Here is a 23530-nt window from a genome sequence, read left to right as displayed (position 1 = left end):
CGCCCCATGGTGTACCGTCGTTTTGAAAAATGGATCGATATCTTCCGTGAGGCGCCTACCGAGGCGCCACCTACCCGGGTACTGGCCTTCTACGTGTACTACCTGCGCCAGGTATGGCCCAGCTTCGCTGCCTTGCTGGTGGTGGGGCTGGTGGGCGCGCTGATCGAAGTAGCGCTGTTCAACTACCTCAGCCGCATCATCGACCTGGCCCAAGGCGCGCCCAATGTGCATTTCTTCGGCGACCATGCCGGGGAACTGGCCTGGATGGCCGTGGTGGCCCTGGTGCTGCGGCCGATTTTCGTCGGCCTGCACGACCTGCTGGTGCACCAGACCATCAGCCCGGGCATGACCAGCATGATTCGCTGGCAGAACCACAACTACGTGCTCAAGCAGAGCCTGAATTTTTTCCAGAGCGATTTCGCCGGGCGCATTGCCCAGCGCATCATGCAGACCGGCAACGCCCTGCGCGACTCGTCGGTGCAGGCGGTGGACGCGCTCTGGCACGTGCTGATCTACGCGGTCAGCTCACTGATCCTGTTCGCCGAAGCCGACTGGCGGCTGATGATCCCGCTGATTGCCTGGATCGTGGCCTACATCATTGCCCTGTACTACTTCGTGCCGCGGGTGAAGGAACGTTCGGTGATTTCCTCCGACGCTGGCTCCAAGCTCATGGGCCGCATCGTCGACGGCTACACCAACATCGCCACCCTCAAGCTGTTCGCCCACACCAACATGGAACAGCACTACGCCCGCGAGGCCATCACCGAGCAGACCGAGAAGTCGCAGATGGCCAGCCGCGTCATCACCAGCATGGACGTGGCCATCACCGCCCTCAATGGCCTGCTGATCGTCGGCACCACCGGCCTTGCCTTGTGGCTGTGGACCCAGTCGCTGATCTCGGTGGGCGCCATTGCCCTGGCGACGGGCCTGGTGATCCGTATCGTCAACATGTCGGGCTGGATCATGTGGGTGGTCAACGGCATCTTCGAAAATATAGGGATGGTCCAGGATGGCCTGCAGACCATCGCCCAGCCGGTCAGCGTCACCGACGTGAAAAGCGCACCGAAGCTGAAAGTGGACCGCGGCGCCGTGCGTTTCGAGAACGTCGACTTTCACTATGGCAAGGGCAGCAAGATCATTGAAAGCCTGACCCTGGACATTCGCCCCGGCGAGAAGATCGGCCTGATAGGCCCGTCGGGCGCCGGCAAATCGACCTTGGTGAACCTGTTGCTGCGCCTGTATGACCTGCCCGGCGGGCGTATTCTCATCGACGGCCAGGACATTGCCCATGTCAGCCAGGAAAGCCTGCGCGCGCAGATCGGCATGATTACCCAGGACACGTCGCTGTTGCACCGGTCCATTCGCGAGAACCTGTTGTACGGCCGCCCCGGCGCCAGCGACGAGCAACTCTGGCACGCGGTGGTCAAGGCCCGTGCCGACGAGTTCATCCCCCATCTGTCCGATGCCCAGGGCCGCCTGGGGCTGGACGCCCACGTGGGTGAGCGCGGGGTGAAACTGTCCGGGGGCCAGCGCCAGCGCATCGCGATTGCCCGGGTGCTGCTGAAGAATTCACCGATCCTGATCATGGACGAAGCGACGTCGGCGCTGGATTCGGAAGTGGAAGCCGCGATTCAGGAAAGCCTGGAGACCCTTATGCAGGGCAAAACCGTGATCGCCATCGCCCACCGCCTGTCGACCATCGCCAAGATGGACCGGCTGGTGGTGCTGGAGCATGGTCGGATCGTCGAGCTGGGTAGCCATCAGGAGCTGTTGGCGCATCAGGGGCTGTACGCGCGGCTGTGGCACCATCAGACGGGTGGGTTCGTCGGCATGGATTGACCCTGGAGCCGCATGCGCTGGGTCAGGGTCGGTGCGGTGGTCGGGACGCGGCCGGGTCCGCTGCTACGGTCATTCAGCCGTCTGGCGATAGGGCAGCGCCGCGCGCGCCTGCTCGGCATAGGCCCGCACGCCCGCACGCTCTTCCTGCAGAAAGTCGGCTACCGCATCCTTCAACCCTGGGTGGCTGAGGTAATGCCAAGACCGGGTAATCACTGGTTCAAAGCCACGAATCAACTTGTGTTCACCCTGGGCTCCGGCGTCGAAGCGCTGGTAGCCCTGGGCAATGGCGTAGTCCATGCCCTGGTAGAAGCAGGTCTCGAAATGCAGGCGATCGAACTCCGCCAGGCAGCCCCAGTAACGGCCATAGAAGCTATCCCCGCCCACCAGGCTGAACGCCATGGCCACCGGCCGGCCCGCCTGGCGAGCAAACACCACGCGGATAGCCTCGGGCATGCGCTCGGCCAGCAGGCTGAAGAAGGCCCGGGTCAGGTAGGGTGCCTGGCGGCGTACTGCGTAGGTATTGGCGTAACAGGCATACACGAAATCCCATTCGGTCTCGGCCAGGCTGCGGCCTTCGCGCCACTCGAACTCGAAACCCTGGGCCGCCACTTGCTCGCGCTCCTTGCGCATTTGCTTGCGCTTGCGTGAACTGAGGCTATCGAGGAAATCCTGGAAGTCCCGGTAGCCGCGGTTATGCCAGTGGTATTGGCACCCCAGGCGCTCCAGCCAGCCGGGCTCCTGGGCGACCAGGGCATCCAGCGCAGGGTCGGTGAAGTTGATGTGCGCACTCGAAAGCGCCTCGACCTCCACATAGCCAGGCACCGCCTGCAACAGCGCCAGCCCGTCACCCAGCAGCCGCGGGCCGCTGACCGGGCTGAACGGCACGGCACAGAGCAGTTTGGGGTAATAATCGATACCGGCGCGGCGGCAAGCGTCGGCCCAGCCGTGGTCAAAGATGTATTCGCCGTAGGAATGCCATTTGCGGTAGGCCGGCATCGCCGCGATCAAGCGGCCGTCTTCGATGTGCAGCAAATGCTCTGGGCGCCAGCCCGACTGTTTGCTCAGGCTACCGCTGTCTTCCAGGGCGCTGAGGAATGCGTGGCGCAGGAAGGGCTGATCAATCGGCAACAACGCATCCCAGTCGCTGGCCGATACCTCGCCCAGGCTTTGCGTGACGTGCAGTGGCATGGCATTTCCCCCTTGGATAGTGCAAGGATGCCATATTCAGGTTGGCTGTCGCCTCCTTCCCGAGCAATGAAAAATTCCAGGCAAAAAAAGCCCCGCACGCAGGCGGGGCTAATGAGCTTTAACGGATGAGCAAAAACGGTGTTACCTGAAACGCATTACAACAGCGGGATCGAGTAGCTCACGATCACGCGGTTTTCGTCCTGGTCGCGTTGGCCAGGGATGTCGTTGCGCCACATGGCGTTTTTCCACATCAGGCCCAGGCCCTTGAAGGTGCCTTGCGGTACGACGTAGGCCAGGGTCAGGTCGCGCTCCCACTCGGAACGGCCGGAACCGGCCACCGCGCCGCTGGTGGCCACGGTGTCGATGTTGTCGCCACGCAGGTACACCAGGCCGGCTGTAGCGCCAGGGAAGCCGATGGCCGAGAAGTCATACGAGTAGCGCGCCTGCCAGGTGCGCTCGCCGGCACGGCCGAACTTCTGGATCTGCATGTCGGTGATGGTGTAGTTCGACGAGCCGTCGCCCTGGTTCAGCCACGGGAAGTCCGAGCTGCCGTTGCTGACCTGGTAGCCACCGCCGAAGGTGTGGCCGGCCACGGTGTACAGGAACAGGCCGCTGTACAGGTTGTTGTCCACCGGGCCCTTGCCGCTGGCCACGCCGCTGTAGTTGCCGGTGGTGTAGTAGGCCGCATCGTTGCCGTTGGCGCCGTCGTCGGTGCTGTGGAACACGCGCAGGTCGGACTTCAGCACGCCCGGGCCGATGGCCCAGTTGTGGACCAGGCCCAGGAAGTGCTGCTTGTAGAATTGGTCCAGCTCACCGTAGTAGTACTGGACCAGCAGGTCCTTGGTGATCTTGTAGTCGGCACCGGCGTAGTAGAACTTGTTGCTGCGCTCGCCAATGTTGCTGTTGCCACTGCCGTTGGCGCCGCTGATGGACAGGTTCTCGTTGTTGCTGGAGTTACGCCCCTTGACCTGGCTGATCTGGCCGGCGGTCAGGGTCAGGTCCTTGATGTCGTTCGAGGTGATCTGGCCGCCCTGGAAGGTTTGCGGCAGCAGACGACCATCGTTGTACTGGATGACCGGCAGCTTGGGCATCAGGGTGCCCAGTTTCAGCTCGGTCTTGGAGATCTTGGCCTTGGCGGTCAGACCCAGGCTGGCGAAATCGTCGGCAGCCTGGTTGCCATCGCTCGGGAACACGGTACCGCCGTCCAGGGTGCCGGTAGGGTTACCGTGCTTGGCGGTGCTGGAGTCCAGCTTCACGCCCAGCAGGCCAATGGCATCCACGCCGAAGCCGACGGTGCCGGCGGTGTAACCCGATTGGTATTCGAGCTGGAAGCCCTGGCCCCATTCAGCGGTGTAGTTGGCATTCTTGGCGGCGGCCGAGTCGCGGTTGTCGGTGTTGATGTAATAGTTGCGCAGCTTCAGGGTCGCCTTGCTGTCGTCAAGAAAGCCTTCGGCCATAGCCTGCTGTGCCATGACGCCCAGGGCCATGGTCAGGGCCACGGTGGACTTGTTCATTGATTTACTCCTTTGAGTACTGCTTTTTGAGTTTTTTCAGCGACGCTGCCTGGTATGCGGGCGCAAGTCCGGCAAGCTTTATGGGAGGGCATCTTGAACAGCGGATATTTCAGCGAGGTGGCTCGAATATTAAGATTTGATGACAGCGGAACTTTCCAGCATGAAGGATTCGTTAATGTTCAGCGGTGCAACAGGGGCTAACTCGGTAAACCAAGTGAACATTTTTTTAGGGTCGAGTGAGCGGTCGTGCAGCGTGCAACGGCGGAACTGTCATGCGTGCAGGTTTAAGTCTGCAAACGCTCGCCAGTTCCCTCCATCGCCTTATCTGCAGAGCCTACTCATATAAAGGGGTCAAGCTGGCTGGACACCGATTCTGTCTCCTCCGGCTCCAGCGTAAAGCGCATGAAGCACGGGCCTTGCTCCAATCGTGCCGCTACCAGGATGCGCTTGTTGGCCTGTACCGTGACATCAACCGCGATACCGGCCGCCATGTTGTCGGAAATACCGTACTCGCCGAAACGCTTGTCCAGGGTGCCGTCAGCCAATACCGATGCCAGTACCACCCCGTCCAACGGCTCGCCAGCGTCGTCGATACTCGCGCCCACCAAGGTGATGGCACCGGCCGCGTCAACATGTCCGGCATAGGCCCGGAAACGCTCCATGCGTAACTCGTGCCCGCCCAGGAAGTGCTTGTCGTAGCCGTTCCGTTCATTGAGGGCAACAAGGACAGTCTGTTTCCTCACGGGATCGTACAAGAACGACACCGTCCCGTTACCTGGTCTCTTCAGCAAGCCGCCGATCTCGGTTTGGCGATCGAGGTTGTCGATGCTGAGTGTCGAAATTATGTTGAAGTTACCAGCATTCTCCCCAGGAACGAGTTGCCCCGTAGCGCTCAGCCGTGCCACGGCGATGCCCAAGGGCGTGCCTTGCTCCACTGACAGGGCGTAGCCCAACACAACGGCCTGATGGTCGGGGAACACCACGGCACTGACGGTGGTGAACTGGGACTTGGTCCCCGGATAGTAGTCGACAGGCGCAAAACCTTGGCCACTGCCGTAAAATTCGTCGAACGCGCCCTGCGTATCGACTTTTTGCAGGCCTCGCCGGCAAGGCCGGTAAATCCAGGTCTTCTGGTCGTTACGCTGGAGAGTAGCCCCTGCCAGACGGGTTGCATTGAGCGCATGGCCCGTTGCTGGGTGAATCAAGCGGCGTTCGGTGGTACGCCATGGCTGGTCCATTTCAAACAAGTGCTCACTCGTGGCCGGTATGACGGTCCAATCGCTATTGGGCTTGCCATCCTCCTTCACCTTCTGCTGGTTGATCCCATTGGCGAAGTGCCCCGATGCGGCGAACTTCTCGCTTAGCCCATGGTCCGTGGTCACCTCGCAGATACCGTCAACCAAAATGTACTCCCGGGGTTCCGAATCGCTGCTGGGCACGTAACGCCCGTGAACCGTCAGGGTAGGCCCCCCGCCCGGCAGATTGCCTGTCGCCGGCTCCGATACCCGCTCGACACCTTGATAATCGGTGATGTACAGATAGTAGGCGTGATTGGAGGTGGGCTCCTCGTCGACTGCAGACAAGCATAGGTAATCCTCCCCTGCGGATACCGATGTGGAGCGTTGGGTGCCCAGCCTCCCCAGGAATTTCCCTGTTTGATTGAATTCCGGGTCCAGCCGCAATTGACCTTCGGGCCCTGGTCCGCCCCCTTCCCCATCCGCGGCGTGGTAGCGGTAGAAAAACGGCTGGCCGGTGCCACCGGGGAAATTCATGGACCTGTGCTGGCTGACCACTACTTTGTTGTCGGGCTGGAAGTGCGCAAAGCTCTCGACAATGTACGCGGTGCCCAGCCTTTTGTACCCGGACGGAGCGAAGGCGGTATCGGGCTTGCCCGCTGCAGTGACACTGGCCATGATCATGCCATCTGGCGTTTCGCCAATCAGGAACACTGCCCCATTCTTCCCGTTTATGGCGCCTACCCATCGGCTCAAAAAACCATCGGGCCTATCACCCGTCTTCGGCCATTGCAACATCTCGCTATCGAAGCCAGTATCGACACTGCCGTCGGCGTTCAGCACGCGCATGGAGCAGTAGGTCATGGGTGACTTGTAATAGACGAGCAGCTTGCCGTTAGCCAATTCCAGTAACCCTATGTCTAACGGGTCGCCGGGGCCGGAATCCACGTATATCGCAAAGCTGTCATCCGGCTTGCCTGTTTGATCCACCTTGCGCACGCAGGCATGATGGTCGCCATTGGAACTTTGGCGCAACGCGCCTGCCAGCATGATCTTGCCGTTACGCAATACCGTTACACTCGAGGCACGGGTAGAGGACTGCGGGCCGAGATAAAAATTAATACGGTCACTATCGCCGAAACCATCATCCAGCTTTCCACCACTGGTTACCTTCCAGACGTAGCGATAACACGCGACAATGAAGTCCACCTCGTCACTGTCTTTGCGGGGAACAAGAGCCACATCCACCGGCAGCGCGAGCGCCGCCGCCTCGCCCCCCGCGTCCAGCAACAAAACGCCTTTGGTGCCAAAGGTGTCGACGAGTTGCCGATTCGAGTCATACAGCGCCAATGCTACCTGGGAGACCCTACCACCCCCCCCTGGGTTGTGGTCATCGCGGCCATACACCAGGAATTGTCGGTTGGGCAACTCCACGGCGCGTGCATAGCCCGGGAATCCTGCTGCGGAAAATTTCCCTTCCCACGATTTCAGCGCCTGCCCTGCCAGGTTCGTCACCCACACTTCGAACACGCCATCGGTCCCTGTGACACTACGCCGGCTGGTCAAACATACGCTGTCCTTATAGGCGGAGGCCCCCAGGCCTACACCTGAAAACGGCCGATGCACTTCCCCGGTTGAGTTGAACGAAGTATCGAGGTCACCGGGTAGTGCCCGTTCTGCCGCGCGTTTGGTATGCATGTTGTTCACCACTGTCTCGGTCGAGAAGTAGTGAGTATCGGAGGGGTGGGCAAGCGCCTCAACTGTCACTTCTTACAGGTCGAGGTCGATTTTCAAGGGCTATGTTTTGAAAAAAAAAGCCACCCGAAGGTGGCGTTCGCATCGAGGACCGGCTTACAGCTTGCGCAGGATCACACTGCCGATGGAGTAACCCGCACCGAACGAGCTGAGCACCGCCAGGGCGCCCCTGCCCAAATCATCCTGGTATTTATGGAAAGCAATCACCGACCCGGCCGAACTGGTATTGGCGTAGGTGTCGAGAATCACCGGCGCTTCCTCCACGGACGCCTCGCGGCCCAATAGCTTCTTCACGATCAGGTGGTTCATGCTCAGGTTGGCCTGGTGCAACCAGAAGCGCTTGACGTCAGCCACGTCGATACGGTTCTCGGTGAGGTGCTCGCCAATCAGTTGCGCCACCATCGGGCACACCTCGCGGAACACTTTGCGGCCTTCCTGCACGAACAGCTTGTCGGCCGCGTCGATACCCTCTTCCGCCGCACGGTTGAGGAAGCCGAAGTTGTTGCGGATGTTGTTGGAGAACTGGGTCAGCAGTTTGGTGCCGACGATCTCGAACTGGTAGGGCGAGGTCGCCAGGTCGGCACGCTCGACGATGACCGCGGTGGCGGCGTCGCCGAAGATGAAGTGGCTGTCGCGGTCACGGAAGTTCAGGTGGCCGGTACAGATCTCGGGGTCCACCACCAACACCGCCCGTGCCTGGCCCAAGGCCACAGCGTTGAACGCCGTCTGGATACCGAAGGTGGCCGAGGAACAGGCCACGTTCATGTCGAAACCAAAGCCCTGAATACCCAGGGCCTGCTGCACTTCAATGGCCACCGCCGGGTAGGGACGCTGCAGGTTCGAACAGGCGACGATCACCGCGTCGATGTCGGCAGCGGTCTTGCCCGCCCGTTGCAGCGCCTGCTCGGCGGCCGCCACGGCCATCTGGCAGAGGATGGACTGTTCGTCGTTGGAACGCTCCGGCAGGCGCGGTTTCATGCGCTCGGGGTCGAGGATGCCGGCTTTGTCCATGACGAAGCGGCTCTTGATACCCGAGGCTTTTTCGATGAAAGCGGCACTGGATTCCGTCTGCGCCGCCAATTCGCCGCGCTCGATGGCGGCGGCGTTGTCGACGTTGAACTGGTGCGCCCAAGCATTGAAGGAGGCAACCAGCTCTTCGTTGGAGATGCTGTCGGCCGGGGTGTACAGGCCGGTGCCGCTGATGACGACGTTATGCACGCTCGTTCCTCTATTATTCGGGGCCGTTGCCTGGGCAGCGGCAGAGTGAGTCGCAATAAACTGGCACTAACGTACCAATTTCAAGAAAGCACTGTCACGGGCGCGAAACGGGTCAGGCAACCCATGGTCGCGGGTGAAACGGTGGCCAATTGTGCCAGATTCGCGGGGAAAGTGCCCTTTACACGATAAAGGGCACCCCGAGCCTCAGGCCTCCACCTGGGTCCATTGCTTACCCAGGCGCTTGTCAGAGATAGGCACCTTGGTGCCCAGTTGCTGGGCGAACAATGAAACCCGGTATTCCTCAATCAGCCAGCGGTAAACCTCGAGTTCGGGGTCACGCTTGCCTTCCTGGCCATGCTTGGCCTGGCGTGCCTGGTACTGTGCCCACAGGTTGCCCAACTCGATGCTCCACACCCGGTCCTTCTGCACCTGGCTGCCCAGTTTTTCCAGGCGCAGTTCGATGGCCTTGAGGTAACGCGGCAATTCCTTGAACCAGGCTGATGGGGTCTGGCGCACGAAGCCCGGGTACACCAGGTTGCCCAGTTGCTGCTTGATGTCGTTCAGGGCCACGGCCTGGGCCAGGTCGATCTTGCCCTTGAAGCGCTTCTGCAGGCCATGCCACAGCTTGAGAATGTCCAGGGTCTGGCGCCCCAGGCGTTCGGCGTGCTCGGCCCAGGCACCACGCTTGCGTTCGGCCAGGGCAGCCAGGCCGGCGCCGTCACGGGGCAAGCTGGCTTCGCCGTCAAGAATGCAGGTGTCCAGGCTGGCCAGCAGGATATCTTCCACCAGCGCCTCGACGCGCCCCAGCTCGCGGTACAGCAACCCCAGCTCGGTCAGCCCGGGCAGCTTGCCACGCAGAAACTTGGCCGGCTCGGCTAATTGCTGCAACAGCAGGCGCTGCAAGGCGCGGCGGTGCTGGAACTCGGCTTCGGCGGCGGTGGAGAAACGGCCTTCCTTGACGGTACCGTTCTCTTCCACCAGCGCCGGGTAGACCGTCATCGACAGCCCGGCGATCTTCTGCTGGGTGGTCTCGGCCACCGCGGCGAACGCTTTGGCCTCCACCGGCTGCTGGGCCTTGGCCGATGGCGGCGCGGCCAGGGCGGCCTGGCTGGCCTGCACGAAACGCGCGGTCAGCTCGGCCAGGTCGCGCCCCTCACCGAGGAATTTGCCTTGGCCGTCGAGCACTTCGATGTTCATGCGCAGGTGGCTGTCCACTTGCTGTTCGGACTCGGCCCAGGCCTCGTCGCCGACCCTCGCGCCGGTCATGCGCAGCAGTTCGCGGCCCAGCGCCTGGGGCAGCGAGCCCTCGGCGAAGGTGATGCGCTGCAGGGCAGCACGGACGAAGTCCGGCACCGGCACGAAGTTCTTGCGGATCGCCTTGGGCAGGTTGCGCACCAGCGCGATGCACTTGGCTTCCAGCAAGCCGGGTACCAGCCACTCCAGGCGTTCGTTGGGCAGCGCTGGCAACAGCGGTGCCGGCACGCTGACGGTGACGCCGTCGCGCGGGTGGTTGGGCTCGAAGTGGTAGCTAAGGGCCAGGGTCAGGTCGCCCAGGCGCAAGGTATCCGGGTATTGGCCGGCAGTGACTTCACTGGCCTCGCGGGCCAGCACGTCTTCCTCGCGCATGATCAGCAGCTTGGGGTTCTTGTGGCTCTCGGTCTTGTACCACTGGTCGAAGGTGGCCGTCTGGTGAATCTCGGCGGGTACCCGCGCATCGTAGAAGGCGTACAGGGTCTCTTCATCGGCCAGGATGTCCCGGCGCCGCGCCTTGGCCTCCAGCGCGTCGAGCTGCTCCAGCAGTTCGCGGTTGGCCACGAGGCACTTGGCCCGCGACTGGATCTCGCCCCGCACCAGGCCTTCGCGGATGAACAGTTCGCGCGCGACCACTGGGTCGATGGGGCCGTAATGCACGGGGCGACGGCCCACCACGATCAGGCCGAACAGGGTGATCTGTTCGTAGGCCACTACCTGGCCGCGCTTCTTCTCCCAATGGGGTTCGAAGTGGTTCTTCTTGATCAGGTGCCCAGCCAGGGGCTCGATCCAGTCGGCGTCGATCTTGGCCACCATGCGCGCATAGAGCTTGGTGGTTTCCATCAGCTCGGCGGTCATCAACCATTGCGGGCGCTTCTTGCCGATGCCCGACGAGGGGTGAATCCAGAAACGCCGCTGGCGCGCGCCCAGGTAGTCGCCTTCCTCGGTTTTTTGGCCGACCTGGCTGAGCAGGCCAGAGAGGATCGCCTTGTGGAATTTGGGGTAGTCAGCCGGCTCCTTGTTGATGGCCAACTGCAGGTCACGGCAGATCAGGCTCAACTGCCGATGGGCATCGCGCCATTCGCGCAGGCGCAGGTAGTTGAGGAAGTTCTTGCGGCACCAGTTGCGCAGCGGGCTGGCGGTCAGGGCCTGGCGCTGCTCCTCGAAGCCGCGCCACAGGTTGACCAGCGCGGCGAAGTCCGAATCGGCATCCTTCCACTGAGCGTGAGCCTGGTCGGCGGCCTGCTGGCGCTCCGGCGGGCGCTCGCGCACGTCCTGCACTGACAGCGCACTGGCGATGATCAGCACTTCCTGCAGGCTGCCCTGCCTCGCTGCTTCCAGCAGCATGCGGCCCATGCGCGGGTCCACCGGCAGGCGCGCCAACTGGCGGCCGATCGGGGTCAGCTGGTTCTCGCGGTTGACCGCCGACAGCTCTTGCAGCAAGTTGAAGCCATCGGTGATGGCCTTGCCATCCGGGGGCTCGATGAACGGGAACTGGTCGATCTCGCCCAGGCGCAGGTGCAGCATCTGCAGGATCACCGCCGCCAGGTTGGTGCGCAATATCTCGGGGTCGGTGAATTCCGGCCGGCTGGTGAAGTCCTCTTCGCTGTACAAGCGAATGCAGATGCCGGGCTCGACGCGGCCGCAGCGGCCCTTGCGCTGGTTGGCGCTGGCCTGGGACACCGCCTCGATGGGCAGGCGCTGCACCTTGGCGCGGTAGCTGTAGCGGCTGATGCGCGCGGTGCCACTGTCGATCACGTAGCGAATGCCGGGAACGGTCAGCGAGGTTTCGGCGACGTTGGTGGCCAGCACCACTCGACGGCCCGGGTGGCTCTGGAAAATCTTCTGCTGCTCGGCCGGTGACAGGCGCGCGTACAACGGCAGAATCTCGGTGTGCTTGAGCTGGGCCTTGCGCAGCATTTCAGCGGCATCACGGATCTCGCGTTCACCGGGCAGGAACACCAGCACATCGCCCGGGCGCTTGCCTTCACTGCGCTCGAACGAGGCGATTTCATCCAGCGCGGCGATGATGGCCTGGTCGACGGTCAGGTCGTCCTCGACGCTGTTGCCCTCCTCGTCCTGCTCGCTGGTGAGCGGGCGGTACCAGACGTCCACCGGGTAGGTACGCCCCGACACTTCGATGATCGGCGCGTCGTTGAAGTGCTTGGAAAAACGCTCCAGGTCGATGGTTGCCGAGGTGATGATGACCTTGAGGTCGGGTCGGCGCGGCAGCAGGGTCTTGAGGTAGCCCAGCAGAAAGTCGATGTTCAGGCTGCGTTCATGGGCTTCGTCGACGATGATGGTGTCGTAGCGTTCCAGAAAGCGGTCGTGCTGGGTTTCGGCCAGCAGGATGCCGTCGGTCATCAGCTTGACCAGGGTATTGGCGTCGCTCTGGTCTTCGAAGCGCACCTGGTAGCCCACCAGCGCGCCCAAGGGCGTGGCCAGCTCCTCGGCGACCCGGGTGGCGACGCTGCGGGCGGCAATCCGGCGTGGCTGGGTATGGGCGATCAGGCCATGCTGGCCGCGGCCCAGTTCCAGGCAGATCTTCGGTAACTGGGTGGTCTTGCCCGAGCCCGTCTCGCCAGCAATGATCAGCACCTGGTGTTCGGCCAGGATCTTCTTGATTTCATCGCGTTTGGCGGCGATGGGCAGGCTGTCATCGTAGCGGATGGTCGGCACGCTCTGGCGCCGCGCAGTGACCTGGGCCATGGACGCCTGCGCCCGCTCCACCCACTGGGCCAGCTTGCCCTCGTCGGGTTTCTTGCGCAGGTCATGCAACTGCCGGCGCAGGCGATGGCGGTCGCTGATCATGGCCTGGTCGAGGTTCTTGAACAGGGTGTCGATAACGGGGGTCTGGTCAGTCATCAGGTACGCAAATGGCTACGCGGCAAAGAGAATGGCCGCGATTGTCGCAGATTTGGGCAGCGTAATCATATTGGCCAGGTGCAGTGAACTGAAGCTGCCAGCGACAAGCTGCACGCGGACCGCCCCGCTTGCAGCTTGCCGCGTGCTTCTGCCGTCAGGCGATCTTCTTCAGCCCCAGCTTTTTCAGTTCTTCGTCCCGCAGCTCACGGCGCAGGATCTTGCCGACGTTGGTGGTCGGCAGCGCTTCGCGGAACTCCACGGCGCGAGGCACCTTGTAGCCGGTGACGTTGGCGCGCATGTGCTCCATGACCTGATCCTTGGTGAGGGTCACGCCGGGGCGGGCGACGATGAACACCTTGATGGCCTCGCCGGACTTTTCGTCCGGTATGCCGATGGCCGCGCATTGCAGCACGCCGGGCAGGGTGACCAGCACATCTTCCAGTTCATTGGGATACACATTGAAACCGGAGACCAGGATCATGTCTTTCTTGCGGTCGACAATGCGCATGTAGCCATCGTCCTGAATGACCGCGATGTCGCCAGTTTTCAGCCAGCCATCGGCATCGAGCATTTCGTCGGTGGCCTCCTGGCGCTGCCAGTACCCTTTCATCACTTGCGGGCCCTTGACGCATAGCTCGCCGGTTTCACCCAGGCCCAGCTCACGGCCGCTGTCATCGACCACGCGGCATTGGGTAGACGGCACCGGAATACCGATGGTGCCCACCTGAATGTTCTGGATCGGGTTCACCGACGCCACCGGGCTGGTCTCGGTCATGCCATAGCCTTCGCAGATGGCGCAGCCAGTCACGGCTTTCCAGCGGTCGGCGGCCGCCAATTGCAGGGCCATGCCGCCGGACAGGGTCACTTTCAGGGCGGAGAAGTCCAGGTTGCGGAAGTCGGCGTTGTTGCACAGGGCCACGAACAGGGTGTTAAGCCCTACGAAACCGCTGAACTTCCATTTCGATAGCTCCTTGACCATGGCCGGCAGGTCGCGGGGGTTGCTGATCAGCACGTTATGGTTGCCGATCAGCATCATGGCCATGCAATGAAAGGTGAAGGCGTAGATGTGGTACAGCGGCAACGGCGTAATGAGGATCTCGCACCCTTCGTTCAGGTTCGAGGCCATCAGCGCCTTGCACTGCAGCATGTTGGCCACCAGGTTGCGATGGGTCAGCATGGCGCCCTTGGCCACCCCGGTGGTGCCACCGGTGTATTGCAGCACTGCCACGTCATTGGCGTCGGGGTTGGCCTCGCGCACTGGCTGGCCGTGCCCCTTGGCGATCACGTCGTTGAACTTCACCGCGCTGGGCAAGTGATACGCCGGGACCATTTTCTTCACGTACTTGATGACGCTGTTCACCAGCAGGCGCTTGACCGGGGGCAACAGGTCGCCCACCTGGGTGACGATCACGTGCTTCACCGACGTCTTGGGCACCACGTGCTGCGCCAGGTGCGCCATGTTGGCCAGGCACACCAGGGCCTTGGCACCGGAGTCGTTGAACTGGTGTTCCATTTCCCGGGCGGTGTACAGCGGGTTGGTATTGACCACGATCAGGCCGGCACGGATGGCGCCGAACACTACCACCGGATACTGCAAAACGTTTGGCAGTTGCACGGCGATTCGATCACCGGGCTGCAAGTCGGTATGCTGCTGCAGGTAAGCCGCGAAAGCGCCCGACAGCTCATACAGTTGGCCGTAGGTGAGCGTCTTGCCCAGGTTGCTGAACGCCGGCTTGTCGGCGAAGCGCTGGCAGGACTGCTTCAACACAGCCTGGATATTCGGATATTCGTCAGGATTGATGTGCGCAGCAATACCCGCTGGGTACTTATCCTTCCAGAAATTTTCGATCATGGAAGCCCACTCCTCCAGCACAGCGAATTCATCACCGCTTCATATGCGATTATTATTGATGGATGACCGGGCGCAGGGAGCGCGCCTTTCGATCGAAAGCGCGCCGAGAGTAGCAGCTTTGGAATAGGTCGCATAGAGCCCGAAACGGGCTCCATGGTCACAATAATGACCAGATCAAATTAAGTGGTCACTTTTAGAGTAAAAGTACTATTTCTTGCGTTGTTTGCCTCTCCGGGAACTCGCAGGGCCATTTTCACGCTCGGCCACCGCAAGCTGCGGTTCAACTACGCGTTGCGGTCCCTGGAATCGGAAGAAAACTGGCCAGGTTGTATCTGGGTCTATAACAGAAACGAGAAATCTATCGTCTTGCCAGGCAACGCCATTGATGATCATGCCAGGCGTCCGCACAATCTGCCGCCAGCCATTGGATGGGAACGCCTGAGTATCGGGCAGGCCGGCCGGTGTCACCGCCCCCATGATGAGACCCGTTTCATTCCAGCCAATGGCGCTGATGTAGTCTTGCGAGTCAACGAATGCCCCGCGCCATTGCTGATGGGTGCCGTTACCAGCTGCCATCCCCAGAGGCTGGCCGGCATTGAATGATTGGTCGCGCTGCCCATACGCCGTCAGCCCCCACATCATACATTCACGACCAGGGCTGAAAGACACCGCCACCAGTCTATTACCCGATCGAACCAAGACCTCCGCTGAAAACGCGAGACCAGTGAATTGAAACCAAGATACCCCGCTCTGGCCAAAGGTGGTATCAGGCGCACCGGCAGCGGTAAACTTGTAAACATCGATATAGGAGTGGCGTGCAGTATCCATCCTGACAGCGGCCACCACGAGACTACCATTGCCGAGGATCTTGACGGATGAAGCGCGCACGCCATTACGACTGAGATCGCCTCCAGCACGCAGGGCGCGAACTCCAAATTCCGCAAAACTCGTATCGGGCGTACCGTCGGCTTTCAATTTGAAAACCCGGTTACCGAAGGGTACGAAAAAGCCCCCACCATCGATACAAGTGACCGTCAACGGTGTGTGGGTACTGAATTGATTGACCGCATGCACCTTCAAGGTTTCGTAGGCATTGCGCCTGAACACCTGATCCTCCACACCGTTCCGGTCGTACAGTGTCAGCGCAGCCCTATCGCCTGCACCTTGGATGCCAACCGTACCGTACCCCAACCACTGCCCCGTAGGCAGTTCAATAACCCCCGCCGTCCGGGCAAATTCGTTCTGAGCGTTGGCTAACTTGATAAAGAACGCGCCATCGCGATTCTCATCCCCCAAAGACACTGGATTACCCGCCAGGTCAGTGACCTGAGCCCAAAAATACCTCACTTCACCGTACGCCAGGCATAACCGCTGCCCCCGTGCAGACACACTGAGCGCATGGAATTGGAATTCCCTCCTGCCCTCAGTGCCGAAACCGGGGTCCGGATCTCCTCCTGCATGAATCGCTGATTGGGTCATGACCGACTCGCCTGCTTAATGAATGAAAGCCTATTAAGCAAGAAAAAATGGCACTGCGAACCTGTCAACTCCGACAGGTTCAGGCAGGTTTACAGCGAAGGGTGAAATGAAAAACCCCGCACTGGACGGGGTTCAAAAGCAGCAAGCCCGGCACCTGCCGCTTCAGGCGATATCGCGCAGCTCGCGGCGCAGGATCTTGCCCACCGCCGTCATCGGCAGCGACTCGCGCAGCACAATGTGCTTGGGCACCTTGTACCCCGTGAAATTCTGCTTGCAGTAGGCCTTGAGCTCTTCCAGGCTCACCCCGCTTTCGCGCGGCACCACGAACAGCTTCACCGCCTCGCCGGAGCGGTCGTCGGGGATGCCGATGCAGGCGCAGTTGGCGACCTTGGGGTGGGCCATGACCACGTCTTCGATCTCGTTGGGGTACACGTTGAAGCCCGAAACGATGATCATGTCCTTCTTGCGGTCGACAATGCGGGTAAAGCCGTCGGGGTCGATGACACCGATATCCCCGGTGCGCAACCAGCCTTCGGCGTCCAGCGCCTCGGCGGTCGCCTCGGGGCGCTGCCAATAGCCCTTCATGACCTGCGGGCCCTTCACGCACAGTTCTCCCCGCTCGCCCAGGGGCAGCTCGTTGCCCTGGTCATCGATGATTTTCAGCGCTGTGCCGACCACCGGCAGCCCGACTGTGCCCAACCGGGCGGCGGCGCCATAAGGGTTGGTGCACACCACCGGCGAGGTTTCCGTCAAGCCATAGCCCTCGACGATACGACACTGGGTCAGTGCCTCCCAGCGGTCAGCCGTGGCCTTCACCAACGCGGTGCCGCCGGAATTGGTGACCTTGAGGTGCGAGAAATCCAGGTGCTTGAAGTCGGGGTGCTCCATCAATGCCACGAACAGGGTATTGAGGCCCAGCAGCCCGGTGAAGTGCCACTGCTTGAGCTCCTTGATGAACGCCGGGATGTCCCGTGGGTTGCTAATCAGCACGTTGTGGTTGCCGGTGACCATCATGCCCATGCAGTTCGCGGTGAAGGCATAGATATGGTAGAGCGGCAACGGTGCGATCATCACTTCCTGGCCTTCGCGGAGGATTTTCACGCCGTGTTCGTCAGTCTGTTCGAAGCAGCACAGCACCTGCTGCATGTTGGCCACCAGGTTGCCGTGGGTCAGCATGGCGCCCTTGGACAGGCCGGTGGTGCCGCCGGTGTACTGCAGCACCGCCACATGGTCCAGGGTCAGCGGCACCGGCTTGAGTGCCTGGCCACGGCCCAATGCCAGCGCCCGTTTGAAGGTGATGGCCTGGGGCAGGTCGAAGGCAGGAACCTTTTTCTTCACCTTGTCCACCAGGGTGTTGACCAGCCAGCCCTTGGCGGCCGGCATGAGGTCACCCAGGCGCGCCTCGATCAGGTAGTTGATGCGGGTGTCCGGCAGCACTTCCTGCACCAGCTTGCCGAACATGTTCAGGTAAACCAGCGCGCGGGCACCGGAGTCGGTGAACTGGTGGCGCATTTCCCGCGCGGTATAGAGGGGATTGGTGTTGACCACGATCAACCCGGCGCGCAGGGCGCCGAACACCACGATGGGGTATTGCAACACGTTGGGCAGCTGTACGGCGATACGGTCGCCGGGCACCAGGTCGGTCTCGTTCTGCAGGTAGGCGGCGAACTCGGCGCTGTAATGATCCAACTGCGCATACGTCAGGGTGACCCCCAGGTTACTGAAGGCCGGGCGGTCAGCGAACTTCTTGCAGGAACGCTCGAAGACCTCCACCACCGAGCTGTAGGCGCCCAGATCCAGCGCCGTGGGCACCCCCACGGGGCGTTTATCGTTCCAGAATTCAGCTTGCATTATTATTGTCCTCTCGCCTGAGCCGATCGTGCCGCCGCCTCCTTGGGCAATGGCGGGTGCTTTTGCGACGTTAGCAGTTAAGCAAGCCCCGGCAAACACGCCAGGCGCTGTCATTAACATCATGAATCAGAATGCTGCGCCGCGCTGGATACGCGCCATGGGCTATACAATGGTGCGACCTTGTTTTTCCTGGCCTCCGGGGGACCGCCATGCCCGCCCAGACATTCTGGCTCACCGCCAATGACCATGCGCGCCTGCACATCCATGCCTGGCTGCCGGCAGAGCCGCCGAGCGCCCTGGTGATGCTGGCCCATGGCATGGCGGAACATGCCGGCCGCTATGGCCACCTGGGCCAGGCCCTGGCGACGGCGGGCATCGCCCTGTATGCCCCGGACCTGCGCGGCCATGGCCGCACGGCCGAGGCCGGGGTGTTGGGCCATTACGGCGACCGGGGCGGCTGGAGCCGGGTGCTCGACGACCTGGCCGAACTCGCCCGGCACCTGCGCCGAATTCACCCAGGCACGCCGTTGGTGCTGATGGGGCACAGCATGGGCAGCTACCTGGTCCAGGGCTACCTGCTGCACCACGATAGCGATCTGCAGGGGGCGATTTTGAGCGGTTCCAACTACCAGCCACCCGGCTTCTACCACGCCGCGCGCCTGGTCGCCCGGCTGGAGAGCCTGCGCCAAGGGGCAAAAGGCCGCAGCGCGCTGATCGAATGGCTGTCGTTCGGCGCCTTCAACAAGGCCTTCAGGCCCACGCGCACCCGGTTCGACTGGCTGAACCGCGACCCGGTCGCCGTCGACGCCTACATCAATGACCCGCTGTGCGGGTTTCGCTGCACCAATCAATTGTGGCTCGACCTGCTCGAGGGGCTTGTGCTGATCAGCTCTCCCGCCAACCTGGCGCGGGTCGATCCGCACCTGCCGGTCCTGATCGTGGGCGGTTCATGTGATCCGGTGAGCCAGGGCAAGCGTCTCACTGATCTGGCGCACGCATGGGGTGCAACGGGTGGCCGCCCTGTCACCCTGAAACTGTATGCCCAGGCGCGCCACGAAATACTCAACGAGATCAACCGCGAGGAGGTCATCACCGACCTGCTCGCCTGGCTGCAACAGGCCCTGGCCACACCGTGCCCGGCCCGCAGCGAACAACCGCCGTTACCGAACCCGATAAGGAACAGTCACCCATGACCCAGGTTACCAATACGCCGTACGAAGCCCTTGAAGTCGGCCAGAAAGCGACTTTCAGCAAGACCGTGGAGGAACGCGACATCCAGCTGTTCGCCGCCATGTCCGGCGACCACAACCCGGTGCATCTGGACCCGGAATTCGCCGCCAGCACCATGTTCAAGGAGCGTATCGCCCATGGCATGTTCAGCGGCGCCCTGATCAGCGCCGCCGTGGCCTGCGAGCTGCCTGGCCCGGGCACTATCTACCTGGGGCAGAAAATGAGCTTCCAGAAACCGGTGAAAATCGGTGACACCCTGACCGTGCGCCTGGAAATCCTGGAAAAGCTGCCCAAGTTCCGCGTGCGCATCGCCACCCAGGTGTACAACCAGCGTGACGAGATGGTGGTGGATGGCGAGGCCGAGATCCTGGCCCCGCGCAAGGAGCAGACCGTGAACCTGGTGAGCCCACCGGCCATTACCATCGGCTGATCAAGCCCGCGTAGCGAGGATGTTTCACACAGGCAAAAAAATGGGCGACCGAAGTCGCCCTAAATGCCTTGCGTGCTCTGTTGAAGCGCAAGCCTTGCTTGCGTTCGATGGAGCAAAGATAACCAAGGGTGGCCCTGCGCGAACTGACTCAGGTCAAGTTTTCAGCGCTTCTTGGGCTTCTTCTTGGGTTTTTTCTTGCCGCTGCCCAGGGGCATGACCTGCTCGAACTGCTGACGCATTTCGTTCAGGCGCTTGTCATTGAGGTCGTGCACGCGCTTGGCACGCTCGGCGGTGAAATCAATCAGCTTGTCGTCCTGGCTCATGGTCACTACGTCAGGTGGGGCGAGGGTCAGGCATTCATAATGCGGGCAGACGCCCCGCGGATCAAACTTCTATGTCTACCCACAGCCCCTGGCGCGGTTCGTCGTCGATCAATGGCGCCACCGGCACGGTGTTGTCGGCGTTCAGTTCATGGCCGGGCACCGGCAAATGGGCCTCGGGGTCGTGCTCGGCTTCCTCGCGCTGGCGCTGACGACGGCGTTGGCGTTCCGCCTCCTCGCGCAGCAGCAATGCCGCGGTTTCCTGATCGCGCTGGCGCAGGTCGATCTCGGTTTCATCCGACGTCGGCTGGCTGGGCGTGACCGGCGCCACGATCGGCGGCGCCGGGCGTACCGGGTCGAGCTGCGACGTCACCGGCACTACGCTGAGGGGAAGGATAGGTGGCAACATGGTCTTGGGCTCTCCTGTTGCCGGGGTAACGGCGGCAGGTGGGGCGGCTTGAGGTGTTTGTAGCTGAAGTATCGACTACGTCACACAAGCATAGTTGCACGCGAGTCCGGCGCAGTTCCTGCGCGTGCAGCGTGAAACCTGAAGCTTTCAGCTGCATTTAATCGACGAGACTCTTTGGCCCTCGGGGCTATCATCCGGTACCATAGTCGGCTTTTTCATGGCGGGAGTCAGGCAGCATGGCGCAGCAGTATCAACCGGGGCAACGCTGGATTAGCGACAGCGAAGCAGAGCTAGGTCTAGGCACCGTTCTGGCACAGGACGGGCGCTTGCTGACCGTGCTCTACCCGGCCACTGGCGACACCCGCCAATATGCCCTGCGCAACGCGCCGCTGACTCGGGTGCGGTTCTCTCCGGGTGACCAGATCACCCATTTCGAAGGCTGGAAGCTGACCGTGCAGGAAGTCGAGGACGTCGACGGCCTGCTCGTCTACCACGGTCTCGATGCCCAGAACCAACCGTGCAGCCTGCCGGAAACCCAACTGTCGAACTTCATCCAGTTCCGCCTGGCCAGCGACCGCCTGTTCGCCGGCCAGATCGACCCGCTGGCCTGGTTCTCGCTGCGCTACAACACCCTGGAACACACCAGCAAGCAGTTGCAGTCGTCGTTGTGGGGCCTGGGCGGCGTGCGTGCGCAGCCTATCGCCCACCAGTTGCACATCGCCCGTGAAGTGGCCGACCGCATCGCCCCGCGCGTGCTGCTGGCCGACGAAGTGGGCCTGGGCAAGACCATCGAGGCCGGGCTGGTCATTCACCGCCAATTGCTGTCGGGCCGCGCCAGCCGCGTGCTGATCCTGGTACCGGAAAACCTGCAGCACCAATGGCTGGTGGAAATGCGCCGCCGCTTCAACCTGCAGGTCGCCCTGTTCGACGCCGAGCGTTTCATCGAGAGCGACGCTGGCAACCCCTTCGAAGACGCGCAACTGGCGCTGGTCTCGCTGGAGTGGCTGACCGAGGACGAAAAGGCCCAGGACGCGCTGTTCGCCGCCGGCTGGGACCTGCTGGTGGTCGACGAGGCCCACCACCTGGTGTGGCACGAAACCACGGCCAGCCCACAGTATTCGCTGGTCGAACAACTGGCCGAGGTCATCCCCGGCGTGCTGCTGCTCACCGCTACCCCCGAACAGCTGGGCCAGGACAGCCACTTCGCGCGCCTGCGCCTGCTGGACCCGAACCGTTTCCATGACCTGGCCGCCTTCCGCGCCGAGAGCGAGCACTACCGCCCGGTGGCCGAAGCCGTACAGGAACTGCTGGAAAAAGGCCGCCTCTCGCCCAAGGCCCACGCGACCATCCAGGGTTTCCTGGGCGCCGAGGGTGAAGCCCTGCTGACCGCTGTCAACGACGGCGACACCGAAGCCGCCGCGCGCCTGATCCGCGAACTGCTGGACCGCCACGGCACCGGCCGCGTGCTGTTTCGCAACACCCGTGCCGCCGTGCAGGGCTTCCCGGAGCGCAAGCTGCACCCGTACCCACTGGCCAACCCGGACGAGTACATGGAGCTGCCGCTGGGCGAACACGCCGAGCTGTACCCGGAAGTGGCCTTCCAGGCCCAGGCCGAAACCGACGAGGAAAACCGCTGGTGGCGTTTCGACCCGCGGGTGGAATGGCTGATCGACCAGCTGAAAATGCTCAAGCGCACCAAGGTGCTGGTGATCTGCGCCCACGCCGAGACCGCCATGGACCTGGAAGACGCCCTGCGCGTACGTTCCGGCATCCCGGCCACCGTCTTCCACGAAGGCATGAACATCCTGGAGCGTGACCGCGCCGCCGCCTACTTCGCTGACGAAGAGTTCGGCGCGCAAGTGCTGATCTGCTCGGAAATCGGCAGTGAAGGCCGCAACTTCCAGTTCGCCCACCACCTGGTGATGTTCGACCTGCCGGCCCACCCGGACCTGCTGGAACAGCGTATCGGCCGTCTGGACCGTATCGGCCAGAAGCACGTCATCGAACTGCACGTGCCGTACCTGCAGGACAGCCCGCAAGAGCGCCTGTACCAGTGGTACCACCAGGCACTGAACGCCTTCCTCAACACCTGCCCGACCGGTAACGCCCTGCAGCATCAGTTCGGCCCCCGCCTGCTGCCGTTGCTCGAAGGCGGTGACGACGACAACTGGGACGCCCTGGTGGCCGAAGCCCGCACTGAACGCGAGCGCCTGGAAAGCGAGCTGCACACGGGCCGCGACCGCTTGCTGGAGCTCAACTCCGGCGGGGGCGGCGAAGGCAAGGCCCTGGTCGAGGCCATCGAGGAGCAGGACGACCAGTTCGCCCTGCCGATCTACATGGAAACCCTGTTCGACGCCTTCGGCATCGACAGCGAAGACCACTCCGACAACGCCCTGATCCTGAAGCCGAGCGAAAAAATGCTCGACGCCAGCTTCCCCCTGGGCGACGACGAAGGCGTGACCATCACCTACGACCGCCACCAGGCGCTGTCGCGTGAAGACATGCAGTTCATCACCTGGGAACACCCCATGGTGCAGGGCGGCATGGACCTGGTGCTGTCCGGTTCCATGGGCAACACCGCCGTGGCGCTGATCAAGAACAAGGCACTCAAGCCCGGCACGGTACTGCTTGAACTGCTGTACGTCAGCGAAGTGGTCGCCCCGCGTGCCCTGCAACTGGGCCGCTACCTGCCGCCCCAGGCGCTGCGCTGCCTGCTGGACGCCAACGGCAACGATCTGTCGTCGCGGGTGTCGTTCGAAACCCTCAATGACCAACTGGAAAGCGTACCGAAGGCCAGCGCCAACAAGTTCATCCAGGCCCAGCGCGATGTCCTTGGCCCGCGCATCAACGCAGGCGAAACCAAGGTGCTGCCACGCCATGTGGAGCGCGTGGCCGAGGCCAAGCGCCGCCTGGCCGCCGAGACCGAAGAAGAACTGGCCCGCCTGACCGCCCTGCAAGCGGTCAACCCGACCGTGCGCGACAGCGAACTGGACGCCCTGCGCAAGCAGCGTGAACAGGGCCTGGCGATGTTCGAGAAGGCTGCGCTGCGCCTGGAAGCGATCCGGGTGCTCGTCGCAGGCTGATAGCCTGCCGC

The 23530-nt window shown here is 62.4% G+C and carries 14 protein-coding genes; 4 read left to right on the top strand and 10 right to left on the bottom strand.

All coding sequences use genetic code 11. The annotated features are described in order from the left end of the window. Positions 1-6: 6 nt before the first annotated feature. Positions 7-1839 carry an ABC transporter ATP-binding protein gene (locus HWQ56_RS06445; protein ID WP_158158913.1) on the top strand — a complete coding sequence of 611 codons (1833 nt, stop codon included), beginning with the start codon at positions 7-9 and terminating at the stop codon, positions 1837-1839. 69 nt (positions 1840-1908) lie between these two features. On the opposite strand, the gene HWQ56_RS06440 is transcribed toward HWQ56_RS06445, so the two are convergent. The 8 genes from HWQ56_RS06440 to fadD2 all read right to left on the bottom strand — a co-directional run bounded on the left by HWQ56_RS06440 (position 1909) and on the right by fadD2 (position 18047). Further along, positions 1909-3027: a GNAT family N-acetyltransferase gene (locus tag HWQ56_RS06440; RefSeq protein ID WP_176570057.1), complete on the bottom strand. Its 1119-nt coding sequence runs from the start codon at positions 3025-3027 to the stop codon at positions 1909-1911. A 155-nt stretch (positions 3028-3182) separates the two neighbouring features. Then, entirely contained in the window at positions 3183-4541 is a 1359-nt protein-coding gene (locus HWQ56_RS06435; protein WP_176570056.1) for an OprD family porin, read from the bottom strand. Positions 4542-4879: 338 nt separating this feature from the next. Continuing rightward, a complete protein-coding gene (locus tag HWQ56_RS06430) occupies positions 4880-7474 on the bottom strand; it encodes a hypothetical protein (RefSeq protein ID WP_176570055.1) in 2595 nt (864 codons plus the stop codon). Between the two features lie 153 nt (positions 7475-7627). Further along, a complete protein-coding gene (locus tag HWQ56_RS06425; protein ID WP_176570054.1) occupies positions 7628-8749 on the bottom strand; it encodes a beta-ketoacyl-ACP synthase III in 1122 nt (373 codons plus the stop codon). Positions 8750-8953: 204 nt separating this feature from the next. Beyond that, entirely contained in the window at positions 8954-12865 is a 3912-nt protein-coding gene (gene hrpA, locus HWQ56_RS06420; RefSeq protein WP_176570053.1) for an ATP-dependent RNA helicase HrpA, read from the bottom strand. Between the two features lie 154 nt (positions 12866-13019). Then, positions 13020-14717, bottom strand: a complete 1698-nt coding sequence (gene fadD1, locus HWQ56_RS06415; protein WP_158154455.1) for a long-chain-fatty-acid--CoA ligase FadD1 — start codon at positions 14715-14717, stop codon at positions 13020-13022. Between the two features lie 207 nt (positions 14718-14924). Next, positions 14925-16196, bottom strand: coding sequence for an NHL repeat-containing protein (locus tag HWQ56_RS06410; RefSeq protein WP_176570052.1), 1272 nt, complete (start codon positions 16194-16196; stop codon positions 14925-14927). 162 nt (positions 16197-16358) lie between these two features. Continuing rightward, positions 16359-18047 (bottom strand): long-chain-fatty-acid--CoA ligase FadD2, encoded by a 1689-nt coding sequence (gene fadD2 / locus HWQ56_RS06405; RefSeq protein ID WP_158154457.1) that lies wholly within the window; start codon positions 18045-18047, stop codon positions 16359-16361. Between the two features lie 209 nt (positions 18048-18256). Here fadD2 and HWQ56_RS06400 point away from each other — a divergent pair, with 209 nt between their 5' ends. Together HWQ56_RS06400 and HWQ56_RS06395 are read left to right on the top strand one after the other, a co-directional pair. After that, positions 18257-19240, top strand: coding sequence for an alpha/beta hydrolase (locus HWQ56_RS06400; protein ID WP_176570051.1), 984 nt, complete (start codon positions 18257-18259; stop codon positions 19238-19240). Further along, positions 19237-19707 (top strand): MaoC family dehydratase, encoded by a 471-nt coding sequence (locus HWQ56_RS06395; RefSeq protein ID WP_176570050.1) that lies wholly within the window; start codon positions 19237-19239, stop codon positions 19705-19707. Before HWQ56_RS06400 ends, HWQ56_RS06395 begins: the two co-directional genes overlap by 4 nt. Before the next feature lie 161 nt (positions 19708-19868). Here HWQ56_RS06395 and HWQ56_RS06390 read toward each other — a convergent pair whose 3' ends face one another. Further along, positions 19869-20030 (bottom strand): hypothetical protein, encoded by a 162-nt coding sequence (locus HWQ56_RS06390; protein ID WP_176570049.1) that lies wholly within the window; start codon positions 20028-20030, stop codon positions 19869-19871. A gap of 61 nt (positions 20031-20091) precedes the next feature. Continuing rightward, positions 20092-20436: an aspartate-semialdehyde dehydrogenase gene (locus tag HWQ56_RS06385; protein WP_176570048.1), complete on the bottom strand. Its 345-nt coding sequence runs from the start codon at positions 20434-20436 to the stop codon at positions 20092-20094. A gap of 236 nt (positions 20437-20672) precedes the next feature. Between HWQ56_RS06385 and rapA the strand changes: the two genes are divergently transcribed. Continuing rightward, positions 20673-23519, top strand: a complete 2847-nt coding sequence (gene rapA / locus HWQ56_RS06380; RefSeq protein ID WP_176570047.1) for an RNA polymerase-associated protein RapA — start codon at positions 20673-20675, stop codon at positions 23517-23519. Positions 23520-23530: the final 11 nt, after the last annotated feature.

It is taken from the genome of Pseudomonas eucalypticola, assembly GCF_013374995.1.
Classification (GTDB): Bacteria; Pseudomonadota; Gammaproteobacteria; order Pseudomonadales; family Pseudomonadaceae; genus Aquipseudomonas; species Aquipseudomonas eucalypticola.
This window is presented reverse-complemented; position numbering and strand designations above follow the sequence as displayed.